This is a genomic window from Flavihumibacter sp. (assembly GCF_036676075.1).
Classification (GTDB): Bacteria; Bacteroidota; Bacteroidia; order Chitinophagales; family Chitinophagaceae; genus Flavihumibacter.
Genome location: NZ_JAKFDQ010000006.1, coordinates 547950 through 562653 on the forward strand (window position 1 = coordinate 547950; position 14704 = coordinate 562653).

11 protein-coding genes are annotated in these 14704 nt (G+C 44.3%); 6 read left to right on the forward strand and 5 right to left on the reverse strand.

Features of this window, described 5'->3' with window-relative positions; all coding sequences use genetic code 11:
* Positions 1–37: 37 nt before the first annotated feature.
* Positions 38–1153, reverse strand: coding sequence for a 3-isopropylmalate dehydrogenase (gene leuB, locus V6M43_RS02400; RefSeq protein WP_332732435.1), 1116 nt, complete (start codon positions 1151–1153; stop codon positions 38–40).
* 1 nt (position 1154) lies between these two features.
* On the reverse strand, positions 1155–2315 hold the full coding sequence (locus tag V6M43_RS02405; RefSeq protein ID WP_332732436.1) for a 2-isopropylmalate synthase: 1161 nt from the start codon (positions 2313–2315) through the stop codon (positions 1155–1157).
* Positions 2316–2520: 205 nt separating this feature from the next.
* Between V6M43_RS02405 and V6M43_RS02410 the strand changes: the two genes are divergently transcribed.
* The 5 genes from V6M43_RS02410 (at position 2521) to V6M43_RS02430 (ending at position 11854) form a co-directional block, all read left to right on the forward strand.
* The gene (locus V6M43_RS02410) at positions 2521–4077 is read left to right on the forward strand and encodes a hypothetical protein (protein ID WP_332732437.1); all 1557 of its coding nucleotides are present in this window, start codon (positions 2521–2523) and stop codon (positions 4075–4077) included.
* A 199-nt stretch (positions 4078–4276) separates the two neighbouring features.
* Entirely contained in the window at positions 4277–8566 is a 4290-nt protein-coding gene (gene rpoC, locus V6M43_RS02415) for a DNA-directed RNA polymerase subunit beta' (RefSeq protein ID WP_332732438.1), read from the forward strand.
* A 156-nt stretch (positions 8567–8722) separates the two neighbouring features.
* Positions 8723–9313 (forward strand): OmpH family outer membrane protein, encoded by a 591-nt coding sequence (locus V6M43_RS02420; protein ID WP_332732439.1) that lies wholly within the window; start codon positions 8723–8725, stop codon positions 9311–9313.
* A gap of 88 nt (positions 9314–9401) precedes the next feature.
* A complete protein-coding gene (locus V6M43_RS02425; protein WP_332732440.1) occupies positions 9402–10865 on the forward strand; it encodes an APC family permease in 1464 nt (487 codons plus the stop codon).
* Positions 10865–11854 (forward strand): bifunctional heptose 7-phosphate kinase/heptose 1-phosphate adenyltransferase, encoded by a 990-nt coding sequence (locus tag V6M43_RS02430; protein WP_332732441.1) that lies wholly within the window; start codon positions 10865–10867, stop codon positions 11852–11854. Before V6M43_RS02425 ends, V6M43_RS02430 begins: the two co-directional genes overlap by 1 nt.
* Positions 11855–11858: 4 nt before the next feature.
* Here V6M43_RS02430 and V6M43_RS02435 read toward each other — a convergent pair whose 3' ends face one another.
* A complete protein-coding gene (locus V6M43_RS02435; RefSeq protein ID WP_332732442.1) occupies positions 11859–12488 on the reverse strand; it encodes a DUF4230 domain-containing protein in 630 nt (209 codons plus the stop codon).
* Positions 12485–13057 carry a DUF4230 domain-containing protein gene (locus V6M43_RS02440; protein WP_332732443.1) on the reverse strand — a complete coding sequence of 191 codons (573 nt, stop codon included), beginning with the start codon at positions 13055–13057 and terminating at the stop codon, positions 12485–12487. Before V6M43_RS02440 ends, V6M43_RS02435 begins: the two co-directional genes overlap by 4 nt.
* A 33-nt stretch (positions 13058–13090) precedes the next feature.
* Here V6M43_RS02440 and V6M43_RS02445 point away from each other — a divergent pair, with 33 nt between their 5' ends.
* Entirely contained in the window at positions 13091–13771 is a 681-nt protein-coding gene (locus V6M43_RS02445; protein WP_332732444.1) for a 2-C-methyl-D-erythritol 4-phosphate cytidylyltransferase, read from the forward strand.
* Here V6M43_RS02445 and V6M43_RS02450 read toward each other — a convergent pair.
* Positions 13766–14704, reverse strand: a complete 939-nt coding sequence (locus tag V6M43_RS02450) for a GNAT family N-acetyltransferase (RefSeq protein ID WP_332732445.1) — start codon at positions 14702–14704, stop codon at positions 13766–13768. The genes V6M43_RS02445 and V6M43_RS02450 overlap by 6 nt on opposite strands.

The window sequence follows — 14704 nt, forward strand, 5'->3', positions numbered from 1 at the left end:
TGCCTGTCTGTTTAAAAAAGAACTATTCGATTATTTTCTAAATAATCGTGGATTTCCTCAATTGGATATTCTCCGGGTTCAATCCGGATGGTATCTTATCCTGAACCAGATCACTGATCAATTCGCCTATTGTTGAGGTGAAATAAAAGTTGACCGGGTCAATATCTTTGGTTACAAAACCATTTTCAAGTGTCCATTGTACGGCGGCTCTTACACGCGCGGCCTCAGCATTCAACCCGAAATGATCAAGCATCATGGCTGTTGAAAGTATTGAACCAAGCGGGTTGGCAATATCTTTTCCGGCGGCCTGTGGATAGGAGCCATGGATAGGTTCAAATAAAGCACCGCCATTACCGATGGAGGCCGATGGCAGAAGCCCCAATGATCCGGTAATGACGCTCGCTTCATCACTCAGTATATCACCAAACATGTTTTCTGTGAGGATAACATCAAACTGTGATGGATTTATAATGAGCTGCATGGCTGCATTGTCAACAAAAAGATAATCAACCGTAACATCAGGATAACCGGCTTCAAGTGATTTCACCACCCTCCGCCAGAGTCTTGATGTTTCCAGAACATTGGCCTTGTCAACCAATGTGAGTTTCTTTCTTCTTTGTTGCGCTGCCTGAAAGGCGAGATGCGCGATCCTTTCAATTTCCGAACTTGTATATATGCAATCGTCAGAGGCTGTATTGCCATCTTCTGACAAGGATTTATTTCCGAAATAAATTCCACCGGTAAGTTCCCGATAGATCAGAAAGTCTACGCCTTCGAGATTTTTCGATTTCAGCGGACTTAAATGATGTAATGCAGTAAATGGTACAACAGGACGGATATTGGCAAAGAGTTGTAATGATTTACGAAGTTTAAGCAATCCTTGTTCAGGCCTCACTTTAGCAGTAGGATCATTGTCATATTTTGGATGGCCAACAGCTCCAAATAAGATGGCATCACTGTTCAGGCAAAGTTCAATTGTTTCGTCGGGTAGCGCATTGCCGGTTCTGTCAATGGCATCTGCACCCATAAGGCCAAAGCTATAAGTGAATTTGTGTCCATACTGTAAGGCAATGGCATCCAGCACCCGAATACTCTGCTGGGTTACTTCCGGACCAATTCCATCTCCTGGTATGACAACAATTTTTTTATGCATGTCAGATACTTACCATTTTATGTGATTCAGCCAATAGTTGCAGATCTTCGTCATATACTTCTTTTTTGGTATCGGCCACTTCAAGAAAAAGAGGGTAGAGGATATCAATATCATTCCGGTTAAACTGGTGTCCGAGTTTCTGGAAACGGTAGGCCAGTGCACTTCGTCCACTCCTTGCCGTTAATACGATCTTACTGCTCTCGGCACCTACCTCTTCAGGGGCAATTATTTCATAGGTTTGAGTGTCCTTAAGAAATCCATCCTGGTGGATACCTGATGAATGTGAAAATGCATTGGCACCAACGATGGCCTTATTTGGTTGAACGGGCATACGCATGGTTTCACTTACTTTCCTGCTCATTGGATTGAGCTGCATGGCATTGATATCGGTATAGAATCCCAAATGGCCGTGCTGCTTTATGATCATCACCACTTCTTCAAGCGAAGTATTGCCGGCGCGTTCTCCCAATCCATTGATGGTACATTCTATCTGGCGGGCACCGGCAATGATTCCCGCGATCGAATTGGCAGTTGCCAATCCCAGGTCATTGTGACAATGGCAGCTCAAAACAGCTTTGTGGATATTGGGTACATTGTTTATAAGGTAAGCAATCTTTTCTCCATATTGGTGGGGGAGGCAGTAACCTGTTGTATCAGGAATGTTTACAGTGGTTGCACCTGCTGCAATTACCGATTCAACAACACGGGCCAGGTACTCATTGTCGGTCCTCCCTGCATCTTCGGCATAAAACTCAACATCATCAGTATAATTGCGAGCCCATTTTACACACTGTACGGCGCGTTGAAGGATATCCTCACGGGTAGAGTTGAACTTTGACCGGATATGATAATCAGAAGTGCCTATACCAGTATGGATGCGTTTGCGTTCCGCTGGACGAAGGGCCTCGGCAGCCACCTCAATATCTTTTTGCACTGCACGACTTAGCCCGCACACGGTTGTTTTCTTTAAAAGTTTTGCGATCTCATGCACTGCTTCAAAATCACCCGGAGACGAAATGGGGAAACCTGCTTCCAGTATATCTACACCCAGTGATTCCAGTTCAAGCGCCAGTTCGATCTTTTCTTTCTTATTGAGCTTACAGCCGGGAACCTGCTCGCCATCACGAAGTGTTGTATCAAAAATGAAGATCTTGTTGTCCATTTTAATCAGGTATAAGTAAAGAAATGCGGGTCCTGTAATCATGGTTTTGCTTGCTATGTTGGTCAATTACAGGAACCCGCATACCGAAAGTAGTGAGGACTGGAGGCGGAAAGAAATCAAAATCCCCCGTAAATTACAGTCGGTAAAGGGCATATAATGCCCCCAAATGCCCTACAGGCAAGGATTTTTATCAAGAACAATTACGATGCCCAACCGAACAGTGGATGCTTTGTTTCAACTCGTGAAATCGCTCGAGAAATCGGAAAAGCGGAATTTTAAGCTATATGTCACCCGTAATTCCGCAGCGGAGAACCTCAAGGTTATCGAGCTGTTTGATGCCCTTGATAAAATGGGTGAATATGATGATGCGGTATTACTTAAGAAAACGCCGGGAATAAAAAAGCAACAACTTTCCAACCTTAAGGCCCATCTTACCCGTCTCATCTTGCAAAGTCTACTCCTGATAAGAGATGACAAGAATATTGATATCCTTCTCCATGAACAGATGGGCTATGCCAGGATCCTGTATAATAAAGGACTCTACCTGCAGAGTTTGAAAATGCTCGATAAACTTAAGGAATTTGCCCGCCAGCACAACCAGGCCACTTTCCTGATGCAGGCAATTTTCTTTGAGAAAAAGATCGAGGCGCTTCATATCACCAGGAGCAGCGAGCACCGTGCCTCTACTTTGGTACACGAATCTGAAGCCGTCACCAAAAGGCTTGAAGGTATTAGTGCCAGTTCTAATTTGTCGCTTCTGCTGTACGACTGGTATATAAGGCATGGACATGCCCGCAATAAAAAGGATGAATCTGAACTTGATGCCTTCTTTGAGCGTCATATGCCTGCAGGTGCCCCCCAATCGAGGGGATTCTATGAGCAGCTTTATATGGCGCAGAGCTATTGCTGGTATGCCTTTATCAGGCAGGATTTCCTGATGTATTACCGGTATACCACCAAGTGGACGGAGCTATTTCAAAAATTCCCTGAAATGGTAAAGGTGGAAACATTACAGTATATAAAAGGACTCCATAATCTGCTGAATGCACACTTCGACCTGAAAAATGAACCGGGATTTGCTAAAACGCTTGAACTTTTTGAAGCGCTTGAAAAGGAGGAAGTGGTTCAGCAAAATGATAATAACCGGATACAGGCCTTTGTCTACCTGCAGCTGGGACGGCTCAATCAGCATTTTCTTCGCGGCACCTTTACCGAGGGCCTCACCCTCGTGCCATACCTGGAGGAAAAACTGGAAGAATATGCACTTCAGCTTGACCGTCACCGCGTGCTCGTCTTCTATTATAAGATAGCATGTCTCTATTTCGGTAGTGGAAATAATGGCAGGGCCATTGACTATCTGCAAAAGATCATTAACTGGAAAGTTGACCTCCGCACCGACCTCCAGTGCTACGCCAGGCTCCTACATTTGATAGCGCATTATGAGTTGAATAATACTGATCTGCTGGAGTACCAGATCAAATCGGTTTACCGCTTCATGGCTAAAATGGGTAGTCTGAGTGTTGTTGAGGAGGAAATGTTCCGCTTTCTGCGGAAATCATTCGGCCTTTCTGCCGGCTCCGAGAAGGCAGCTTTTAGTAAACTGCTGGAGATTATTAAACCTTATGAAAATGATCCCCGTGAAACCCGCACTTTTTCATACCTGGATGTGATCAGCTGGCTTGAAAGTAAGGTTAACGGGATGCCCGTACAGGAAGTGATCCGCCAAAAGGCCCTGCTTGCCCGCCAAAAGCGCATTGTTTGAGTCTATTTTTTTTCAATCGGTGTATTTTATTATCTTTGCCAACTATTTAAGTTGGGAAAGCTAGGTATATTCTATATAAAGTATTGGTAATCAACCTGTTTCGTTGGCATCTCAAGAGGTGAAAACGAGCAGGAATTTGTATGTAGTACCGGTTAAGCCCGCGAGGTAGGATCCATAAAACACAATCTGCAGTATATCTATGGCTATCAAAAAAGAAAATCGTCCCAAGTCTAATTTCTCGAAAATCACGATTGGACTGGCATCACCCGATTCGATCCTGGAGAAGAGTTACGGTGAAGTGTTGAAGCCTGAAACCATTAACTACCGTACCTACAAGCCCGAGCGCGATGGTCTTTTCTGTGAAAGGATCTTCGGACCGGTGAAAGATTACGAATGTGCCTGTGGTAAATACAAGCGCATCCGTTATAAGGGTATAGTATGTGATCGTTGTGGTGTTGAAGTAACAGAGAAGAAGGTTCGCCGCGAACGCATGGGCCACATCAAACTTGTGGTTCCTGTAGTGCACATCTGGTATTTCAAAAGTCTTCCTAACAAGATCGGCTACCTGCTCGGAATGAGTTCAAAGAAACTCGAGAGCATTGTTTATTATGAAAGATTTGTGGTGATCCAGCCGGGTATCCGCACTGATAAAGGTCAGAATGTTGGTGATCTTCTTACTGAAGAAGAATACCTCGATATGCTGGAAACGCTTCCAAAAGATAATCAGTACCTGCCAGATGAGGATCCAAACAAATTCATAGCAAAGATGGGTGCGGAAGCGGTTCATGACCTGCTTTCCCGTATTGATCTTGACCAGTTAAGTTATGACCTCCGTAATGCCGCTGCAACTGAAACTTCACAACAGCGTAAAGCTGATGCCTTGAAACGTCTCAGTGTGGTTGAAGCATTCCGCGATGCCAATAGCAGAATCACTAACCGTCCGGAATGGATGGTTATGCAATATATTCCTGTAATACCTCCTGAACTTCGTCCGCTTGTTCCCCTTGATGGTGGCCGTTTCGCGTCTTCTGACCTGAATGACCTCTACCGCAGGGTGATCATCCGTAATAACCGTCTGAAGCGACTTTTGGAGATCAAAGCCCCTGAAGTTATCCTGCGTAACGAAAAGCGGATGCTGCAGGAAGCCATTGATTCATTGTTCGATAATAGCCGTAAATCAAATGCTGTTAAAGCAGAAGGCGGCCGCGCACTGAAATCATTGTCTGATGTACTGAAAGGTAAGCAGGGTCGTTTCCGTCAGAACCTTCTTGGTAAGCGTGTTGACTATTCAGGTCGTTCTGTAATTGTAGTTGGACCTGAACTGAAAATGCATGAGTGTGGTCTGCCGAAAGACATGGCAGCCGAGTTGTTCAAGCCATTTGTTATCCGGAAGCTTATTGAAAGAGGAATTGTAAAAACAGTTAAGAGCGCGCGCAAACTCGTTGATAAAAAGGAACCCGTTATCTGGGATATTCTTGAAAATATCCTGAAAGGTCACCCGGTTATGCTTAACCGAGCCCCAACACTTCACCGACTGTCTATCCAGGCCTTCCAGCCTAAACTGATTGAAGGTAAAGCCATTCAATTACACCCACTGGTAACCACAGCCTTCAACGCCGACTTTGATGGTGACCAGATGGCCGTTCACGTACCATTGAGTAATGCTGCTGTTCTGGAAGCACAGCTTCTGATGCTTTCAGCTCACAACATCCTTAACCCGCAGAACGGTACCCCGATTACACTTCCTTCTCAGGACATGGTACTTGGACTATATTATATTACCAAGGGCAAGAAATCTACCGAAACAGAGAAAGTGCGTGGAGAGGGTATGACCTTCTATTCACCTGAGGAAGTTATCATTGCTTATAATGAAGACAGGATAGACCTTCATGCTCCCATCAATGTGAGGACCAATGTTCGCACAAATGGTAAGCTGGAAATGAAGCGTATTGAAACAACTGTTGGCCGCGTACTCTTCAACCAGCACGTACCTGCAGAGGTTGGATTCATTAACGCCCTTCTTACTAAGAAGAGCCTGAGAGATATCATCGGTGATATCATCAATATCACAAACGTTCCCAAGACTGCGAAGTTCCTGGATGATATCAAAACACTCGGATTCAGGATGGCCTTCCGTGGTGGATTGTCATTTAATCCACAGGATCTTATCATTCCGGAGATCAAGGGCAAGTTGCTGGATATGGCCAAAACGGAAGTTGATGAAGTTTGGGATAACTACAACATGGGTCTTATCACCAATAATGAACGATATAACCAGATAGTTGATATCTGGAGCCGGGTAGATACCCGTATCACGGAAACCCTTATACGTGAAATGCAGAATGATAAGCAGGGCTTCAACTCTGTATTCATGATGCTTGATTCAGGAGCACGTGGTAGCAAGCAGCAGGTAAAACAGCTGGCTGGTATCCGCGGACTCATGGCCAAACCACGTAAAAGTGGTTCTACCGGATCAGAGATCATTGAGAACCCGATCCTCTCCAACTTTAAGGGAGGCCTGAACGTACTTGACTACTTCATCTCTACCCACGGTGCCCGTAAAGGTCTTGCCGATACCGCCCTTAAAACAGCGGATGCCGGTTATCTTACCCGTCGTCTGGTGGATGTGGCGCAGGACGTAGTGATCACAGAAGAAGATTGCGGTACACTTCGTGGTATTGCAACAACTGCCCTTAAGGACAATGAAGATATCATTGAGCCACTGAAAGACAGGATTGAAGGAAGAAATTCTCTGCATAATATATATGATCCTCTTAATGATGAATTGATCGTTACAGCAGGAGAGGAGATCAGTGCAAGTACAGCTTTGCGTATTGAAGAATCAGGAATTGAAACAGTTGAGATACGCTCCGTACTTACCTGTGAAAGCAAGCGTGGTGTTTGTGTGAAATGTTATGGTAAGAACCTCGCAACCGGTTATACTGCGCAGAATGGTGATGCCGTTGGTATCATTGCCGCACAGTCGATTGGTGAACCTGGTACACAGCTTACCCTTCGTACATTCCACGTGGGTGGTGTGGCAGGATCTGCTTCAGTAGAATCTTCACTCCTCGCCAAATTCGATGGTACAATGCAGTTCGACGGATTGCGTACTGTAACCACCGAAAACCAGGAAGGTGAAAAAGTTCAGGTTGTTATCGGCCGTACCGGTGAAATCAGGAACATGGATGTAGAGAATGACCGACTGCTTAACGTAGTTAACATTCCATATGGTGCAACACTAACCGTTAAAGATGGTCAGAAAGTGAAGAAGGGTGATGTTATCTGCACATGGGATCCATATAACAACGTTATCATCGCTGAAATTCCTGGTACCATCAAATTTGAACATGTACTTGAAGGTTTCACTTACCGTGAAGAAGCTGATGAGCAAACAGGTCACCGCGAGAAAGTGGTAATTGAATCAAAAGACAAAACCAAAATCCCTTCTATCCTTGTTGAAGGAAAAGAGGTAAAACAATATAACCTCCCGGTTGGATCACATGTGATCATGGAAGAAGGTGAAATGGTGAAGGCCGGACAGGTTGTTGTGAAGATCCCACGTGTACTCGGAAAGCTCCGTGATATCACCGGTGGTCTTCCAAGGGTAACAGAACTCTTTGAAGCCCGTAACCCGGGTAACCCTGCCATTGTTTCTGAAATTGACGGTGTTGTTGCATTTGGAGCAATTAAGCGTGGTAACCGCGAAATCATTGTGGAAGCACGTGATGGCGTTACCAAGAAATACCTTGTTCCACTAACACGCCAGATCCTCGCCCAGGATGGTGACTTCGTAAAAGCTGGTGTTGCATTATCTGATGGCCAGATCGCCCCAAGTGATATCCTTAATATCAAAGGTCCGTTTGCTGTACAGGAGTACGTAGTGAATGAGATCCAGGAAGTATACCGTTTGCAGGGTGTGCGTATCAATGATAAACACATCGAGGTTATTGTACGCCAGATGATGAAGAAGGTTTCTATCGTTGATCCGGGAGATACCAAATTCCTGGAAGATGATACCGTTGATAAATTTGATTTCATTGAAGAGAACGACTGGATCTATGACAAGAAAGTTGTTACAGAACCCGGCGATAGCAGCAGGATGCGCGCAGGGCAGATCGTGAACCTTCGTGATCTGCGTGAAGAGAATTCTATCCTCCGCAGGGCCGATAAGAAACTCGTAGAGTACCGCGATGCACAATCAGCTACTTCTCATCCGCTGTTGCTTGGTATCACCAAGGCATCACTGGGTGTACAAAGCTGGATATCTGCCGCCTCATTCCAGGAAACAACCAAGGTGCTTAGTACCGCGGCTATCAACGGTAAGACCGATGATATGATGGGATTGAAGGAGAACGTGATCACTGGTCACCAGATTCCGGCAGGTACTGGTCTGCGTGATTTTGAAAACATGATCGTTGGTAGCAAGGAAGAATATGAGCTGTTGCAAACTACCCGCGAAGCCATGAATTTCGACGAGGAAGAATAATTTTTAACAGGTGCCTGGCAAATGCCAGGCACCAATATTTTCAGGTGTCTGGCAAGTGTCAGACACCTTTCTTTTAGTTAAATTTCTCAAGAATTAAGATGGCTTTTACTTCATTCTGATTAAACCACTTAATTTGCCCCTATCAAACTAAATTTCATGAAGCAACTTTCTTTAGTTCTGAGTGTGATCGCGACCCTGATTAGTGGATTTCTTCTTGTTAAACATTTCTCCGGAAACAGTAAACCCGCTGTGGTTACAGGTAAGGAAGGCGTAAAGCCTGAAGAAAAACCGGAGTTTAGTATTGCCTATTTCGATATTGATTCTTTACAAGGAAAATATGAATTCTTCAAAGATGCCCTTGCCCAGTTAAAGGTGAAAGAAGAATCTATGAATAAGGAACTTGCTTCACTTGAACGCAGCTACCAGAAAAAAATCAGTGAATGGCAGCAGAAAGGTTCCAGCATGAGCCAGTCAGAAGCAGATGCCGTTCAACGGGAGTATGCGCAGATGCAGCAGAACTACCAGCAACGTCGCCTTACGCTTGAGCAACAACTGGAAACGTTGAAGATGGACTATAAAAAGAACATCAAAAATAAGATCGAGGATTACCTGAGAGAGTTCAATAAAACGAAGGGATATTCTTATATCATCTCTTATGAGCCGGAACTCATGTTCTACAAGGATACTATTTACAATATTACCGACCAGCTTATCCAGGGGCTGAATGAAGCGTATAAGAAGAAATGATTTGGAGAGATGGAGGGATGGAGAGATGGAGAGCACCATCTTCCCATTTTCCCCTCTTTTAACTATCTTCCGGCCCTAACCGCTGTATATGAGTCAATCGGCTTCTAATTTTAAACCGACATTGGGATTATTGGATGCCACCATGGTGGTGGCTGGTTCCATGATCGGGTCCGGAATCTTCATTGTTGCCTCCGATATTACCCGCAATGTAGGCAGCGCAGGTTGGCTGATCTTTGTATGGTTACTCACGGGATTTATGACCCTCACTGCGGCCCTCAGCTATGGCGAACTAAGCGCCATGTACCCCAAGGCTGGAGGCCAGTACGTGTATCTCAAAGAAGCATATAATCCCCTCATCGGATTTCTTTATGGCTGGAGTTTTTTTGCCGTTATTCAAACCGGTACAATTGCTGCAGTAGGAGTGGCTTTTTCGAAATTTGCTGCCTATATATTTCCCAGCTTAAGTGAAAAGAATATTGTACTCGACCTGAATTATATCCAGATATCGGCGGCCCAGCTGGTCTCCATCATCCTGGTTGTGTTACTAACCTATATCAATACCCGTGGAGTCAAGGAAGGGAAACTGATTCAGACAACTTTTACATTGGCCAAATTACTGGCGCTCTTCGGACTAATCGTTTTTGGTTTTCTCCTGGGGGCAAAGGCAGGTATTTGGGATGCGAATTGGGCTGACGCATGGAGCTTTGGTAAACTTGAAAGAACCCAGGGTGGTGATGATCTCGTGTTTGTAGGGGAGACCATTCAAAAAACATCATACCCCACTTTATTTGCCATAATAGGTGCCCTGGCAGCCGCAATGGTTGGTTCTATATTCAGCAGCGATGCATGGAACAATGTGACCTTCATTGCGGGTGAAATCAAAAGACCTGAAAGAAATATTGGCTTAAGCTTATTCCTGGGTACTTTGATAGTAACCATTATTTATGTGAGCGCTAATCTCATGTACACTGCCGTATTGCCTTTGAATGAGATAGCATTTGCAGAGAACGATCGGGTGGCAGTAGCTGCTTCGCAGAATATATTTGGTGAAGCCGGCACCATCGTGATCGCCATCATGATCATGGTATCAACTTTTGGATGTAATAACGGACTCATTCTTTCAGGTGCAAGAGTTTATTACACAATGGCCAAAGATGGTCTGTTCTTCCGTAAGGCTGCAAACCTCAATAGAAATGGTGTTCCCGAGCGTGGACTCTGGATTCAATGTTTGTGGGCCTGTATTCTCTGCCTCAGTGGTAAATATGGCGACCTGCTTGATTATGTTGTATTTGTTGTTTTGATATTTTATATCCTCACCATAGCAGGCATTTTTCGACTTCGAAAAATGAGACCAGAAATCCCCCGTCCTTATAAAGCATTCGGTTACCCGGTACTGCCAGCGATCTATATATTTCTGGCAACCGCCATGTGTATCGCATTATTATTCTTTAAGCCTAAATTTGCCTCTTTTGGACTGGTGATTGTCCTGGTAGGAATACCAGTTTATTATATGGCAGTGGCGGGAAAAAAACATATTGACAAATCGATTTAATGGATTTCAATAAATTATTTGAGAGTTTTTCAGATATAAAGGTAGGTGTCATTGGAGATGTGATGCTCGATACCTACTGGTGGGGAAAGGTGGAACGCATCTCCCCGGAAGCCCCGGTTCCGATAGTTGCCCTTGATGAGCGCGAACTAAGAATTGGCGGTGCAGGCAACGTAGCATTGAACCTTGTATCACTGGGCGCTAAAGTGAATATCTTCTCCGTTTTGGGTGAAGATGAAGATGGCCAGGTGCTTGATAAACTTCTTACCGACCAGGGCATTGATACCTCCTATATTATTTTCAGCCATGCCCGCAAAACAACCAATAAGATCCGGATCATTAGCCGAAACCAGCAAATGATGCGGCTCGATAGTGAGACCATCGCCGACATTGACCTCGAAGTTGAATCCGCGATATATGACCGCGTTAGCGATTACATCACCAGTGAAAAACCTGCCGTGATGATCTTTGAAGATTATAACAAAGGTGTTTTAACGGAGGGCCTTATTACCAGGATCATTCATTTATGCCGTCAACATGGCGTTATAACAACGGTTGACCCCAAGAAAAAGAATTTCTTCGCTTACAAGGGAGTGGATATTTTCAAGCCTAACCTCAAAGAAGTAAAAGAGGGATTGAACCTTTCGCTCGAGAAACTCAGTCTGGAGTCCATGAAACAGGTACATACAAGATTGCAGGAAGTGCTTGAACATAGGATATCCTTTATCACCCTGTCTGAAGAAGGTGTTTTCTACCAGAATAACGGCAATGCGGCCATCATACCTTCACACCGCAGGAATATCGCGGATGTGTCTGGTGCAGGTGATACCGTTATTGCTGTTGCATCCCTTGTTTATGCGCTTACCGGAGATATCGGACTGTTCTCAGAAATGGCCAATATTGCAGGCGGACTTGTTTGTGAAGAAGTAGGAACCGCCGCCATAAACAAGGAAAAGCTCCTGGCTGAATGTAAACTTCTTATTAATAAATAAACCCTCATTCTGTTACCACCCTGATGCGGCGATATCCGAGCGCCCAAAGAAAATCATGCATCACCCTTAGCGATTGCGCATCGGCCTTTTGTAATAATCCCTGCTGGTTGGCACGTTCCCTTAATTTATCAATCGCTTTTTGTTTCAGGGCGTTTACTTCTGCTTGCGTCCATTCACCCTCTTCAAGGAAAGTTTCAGTGGTTGATGGATTTACAATTATATCAAGGTAAATGGATTTTGGTAAGGTAATGGACACAGAATCTTCCTGTATAAACATCTTGCCCTCATTTAATTTAGACAGATCAGTTCCCGCAATAATTTTCCCCTTTACGATCAATACTATTCTTTGCATAGACAATCCTCCCAGGGGCGAACTGATACGGATTAATTGCCTCAAACTTCCTAATGGCGCCGGTTTCACAGTACTTACAACAACTTCATCTAAAGCGGTTATGCTTACCAGTTCATTGATCTGTTTGATTTCTTTTAATAGCAGGGGTGATTCATCAATAAGAATAGGGGAAGGCCGGAAAAGCTCTTTTATGGAAGGGATCCATTGCGCCCTAACAGCAATAAAATACACACCGGTGAGAATAGCTGCGTAGATAATTATTTTAAAGAGCAGCCTGTTCATCGGTTTTCCTGATTTAAGAAGGAGTGATTGAAACTGATATCAATATTTTCATAACCCAATTGCTGCAAAAACCTGGTAAGCACAAAACGGGTATTCTTCTCCGTTGTCTGGAAAATTCCTGTTGCCTCAATATCGCGGTTTATCTGCGCTTCAGCCTGGGCCAGTAATGCATCGCGTTCCGCATTGGTGAAATCCTGTCGCAGCACACCTACTTCCTGGTATTCCACCTTAATTTTTTCCGGTGGCAGTTTTAATGATATCAGCTTTGGTGGTGGCAATAATATACGAATGGATTTTCCACTGATGGTGATATTATCAGCATCAACAGACCGGAGATCAATACCCGCTTTTACAGTGGCTTCAACACTCATGAGTATTTTTCTTTCGCCGATCTTATACCAGGTTTTATCATCACTGGCTTTAACAATACGTGTAACAGTATATTCTGTGGTGGCAAGTTCCCCCATTTCCCTGATCGATAAAACTTTTTCAAGCGGGTCCTGTTTCGGAGAACATGCAAGCATCAGCAAAAGGAAAACGGGAAGCACATAGTGCCTAATTTTACCCATATTTGCAAATTACGGATTTCGTATTTTGAGTGTATGGAAAAATATGCAGTTGTTGTTGCTGGTGGATCTGGATTGCGCATGGGTACAACAATACCCAAACAATTCCTCCTTGTTCGGGATAAACCTCTTCTCTGGTATACCCTCAATGCTTTCCTGGATTCGTTTCCGGATATGCAGATCATATTGGTATTGCCCGAACAGCACATTCAAACAGGGCAGGATATATTAAGATCAACATATGATCCTGACAGGATATGGATGACAGTAGGAGGAGAAACACGCTTTCATTCTGTGCGAAACGGTCTTCAGCATATCAAGAAACATTCCATCGTTTTTGTTCACGATGGTGTCAGATGTTTACTCACCCCCCAATTGATAAGACGCTGTTACGATGCGGCAGTTGATAAGGGCAATGCAATACCGGCAACAACCGCAGTTGATACTATCAGGATTGAAACCGTTAACGGTAACGAACAGATCGACCGGAATAAAGTGAGGATCATTCAGACCCCGCAAACTTTCTTCTCAGACATTATCATCAATGCTTTTGAGCAGGATTTTCATGAATCCTTTACCGACGAAGCTAGCGTGGTAGAGCGGTTGGGCGTGAAAATAAACCTCATTGAAGGCGAAAGTTCAAATATAAAGATCACCCGGCCCCTCGATCTGCTGATCGCTGAAAAAGTACTGGAAGAAAGGGAGATGGGGTTATAGATAAGTAAGCGCAAATTGCTCATAAGATGGTTTGAGCATCCTCAATGGCCAGGAAAGCCGGTTCCATCCGGTGAAATAATAGGGTTGATTCACTGCCCCGAAATTCTGGTAGAAATGCGCTACTCCCGGCAGATCCGAACCTTCAAAATCAAGTATAAGATCAGTACCTGAAAATTCCCTTATTATCGCGTCAAGCAGGAAATGGTTGGCCGACATTTTTCTGCCTTCTTCCGGAGTTGCCGATGCTATAAGATAAATGCGTTTTTCATCCCGGAAACAAATGCAACCCGCCGCCAGTTTGCCCTCCGATCTGGCAACCCTCGCAATCAATTGTCCGCTTTCTGATAGCCGCTCACACAATCTTATCAGATCATCAAAGGCCTGCTTTCCATAAGACATTCTACCCGCATATAACTGTTGGTACAGTTTTGCGATAGCCCGGTGATCATTAGTAACTGAGTACTTCAAATCTTTAATATCCGGGCGGTTCAGGTTTCTTAAAAGATCATTTTTATAACGTACCCGTATATCCTCATACGATTGGTGTAGATGGATAATGAAATTGTTTCGCGCACTTGCATTTTTAATATTGTTCTGAAAATTCAGGTTGATCTCACCAAACGGAAAAAGTTGCCTGGCCTTGAGTAAAAATGCATTCACGAGATTATTATCCGCTGCCACATAAAACACACCGCCCTGCTGAACGAAGGGTGGTTGATAAAGATATCGTATCCCCATCTTTGATTTCCAGGGCAAGGGCATTACGGCTTCATAATCGCCCATCACCAAAGCATCCCATCGGTCACACACCATATCCAGGTAATAATGTTCTGCATAGAGAAGTCCATTCGGTGCAAGCGATATGCATCGCTCCCATTTAACTGTATCCAGCTGGTTTCGCTTAACAAGTTTTATTTTCCCGGCTTCAGCCAT

What these genes read in the sequence shown, in the direction of transcription:
- leuB (WP_332732435.1), bottom strand. Translation starts at nt 1,153, where the DNA reads ATGCATAAAAAAATTGTTGTCATACCAGGAGATGGAATTGGTCCGGAA.
- V6M43_RS02405 (WP_332732436.1), bottom strand. Translation starts at nt 2,315, where the DNA reads ATGGACAACAAGATCTTCATTTTTGATACAACACTTCGTGATGGCGAG.
- V6M43_RS02410 (WP_332732437.1), top strand. Translation starts at nt 2,521, where the DNA reads ATGCCCAACCGAACAGTGGATGCTTTGTTTCAACTCGTGAAATCGCTC.
- rpoC (WP_332732438.1), top strand. Translation starts at nt 4,277, where the DNA reads ATGGCTATCAAAAAAGAAAATCGTCCCAAGTCTAATTTCTCGAAAATC.
- V6M43_RS02420 (WP_332732439.1), top strand. Translation starts at nt 8,723, where the DNA reads ATGAAGCAACTTTCTTTAGTTCTGAGTGTGATCGCGACCCTGATTAGT.
- V6M43_RS02425 (WP_332732440.1), top strand. Translation starts at nt 9,402, where the DNA reads ATGAGTCAATCGGCTTCTAATTTTAAACCGACATTGGGATTATTGGAT.
- V6M43_RS02430 (WP_332732441.1), top strand. Translation starts at nt 10,865, where the DNA reads ATGGATTTCAATAAATTATTTGAGAGTTTTTCAGATATAAAGGTAGGT.
- V6M43_RS02435 (WP_332732442.1), bottom strand. Translation starts at nt 12,488, where the DNA reads ATGAACAGGCTGCTCTTTAAAATAATTATCTACGCAGCTATTCTCACC.
- V6M43_RS02440 (WP_332732443.1), bottom strand. Translation starts at nt 13,057, where the DNA reads ATGGGTAAAATTAGGCACTATGTGCTTCCCGTTTTCCTTTTGCTGATG.
- V6M43_RS02445 (WP_332732444.1), top strand. Translation starts at nt 13,091, where the DNA reads ATGGAAAAATATGCAGTTGTTGTTGCTGGTGGATCTGGATTGCGCATG.
- V6M43_RS02450 (WP_332732445.1), bottom strand. Translation starts at nt 14,704, where the DNA reads ATGGCTGAAGCCGGGAAAATAAAACTTGTTAAGCGAAACCAGCTGGAT.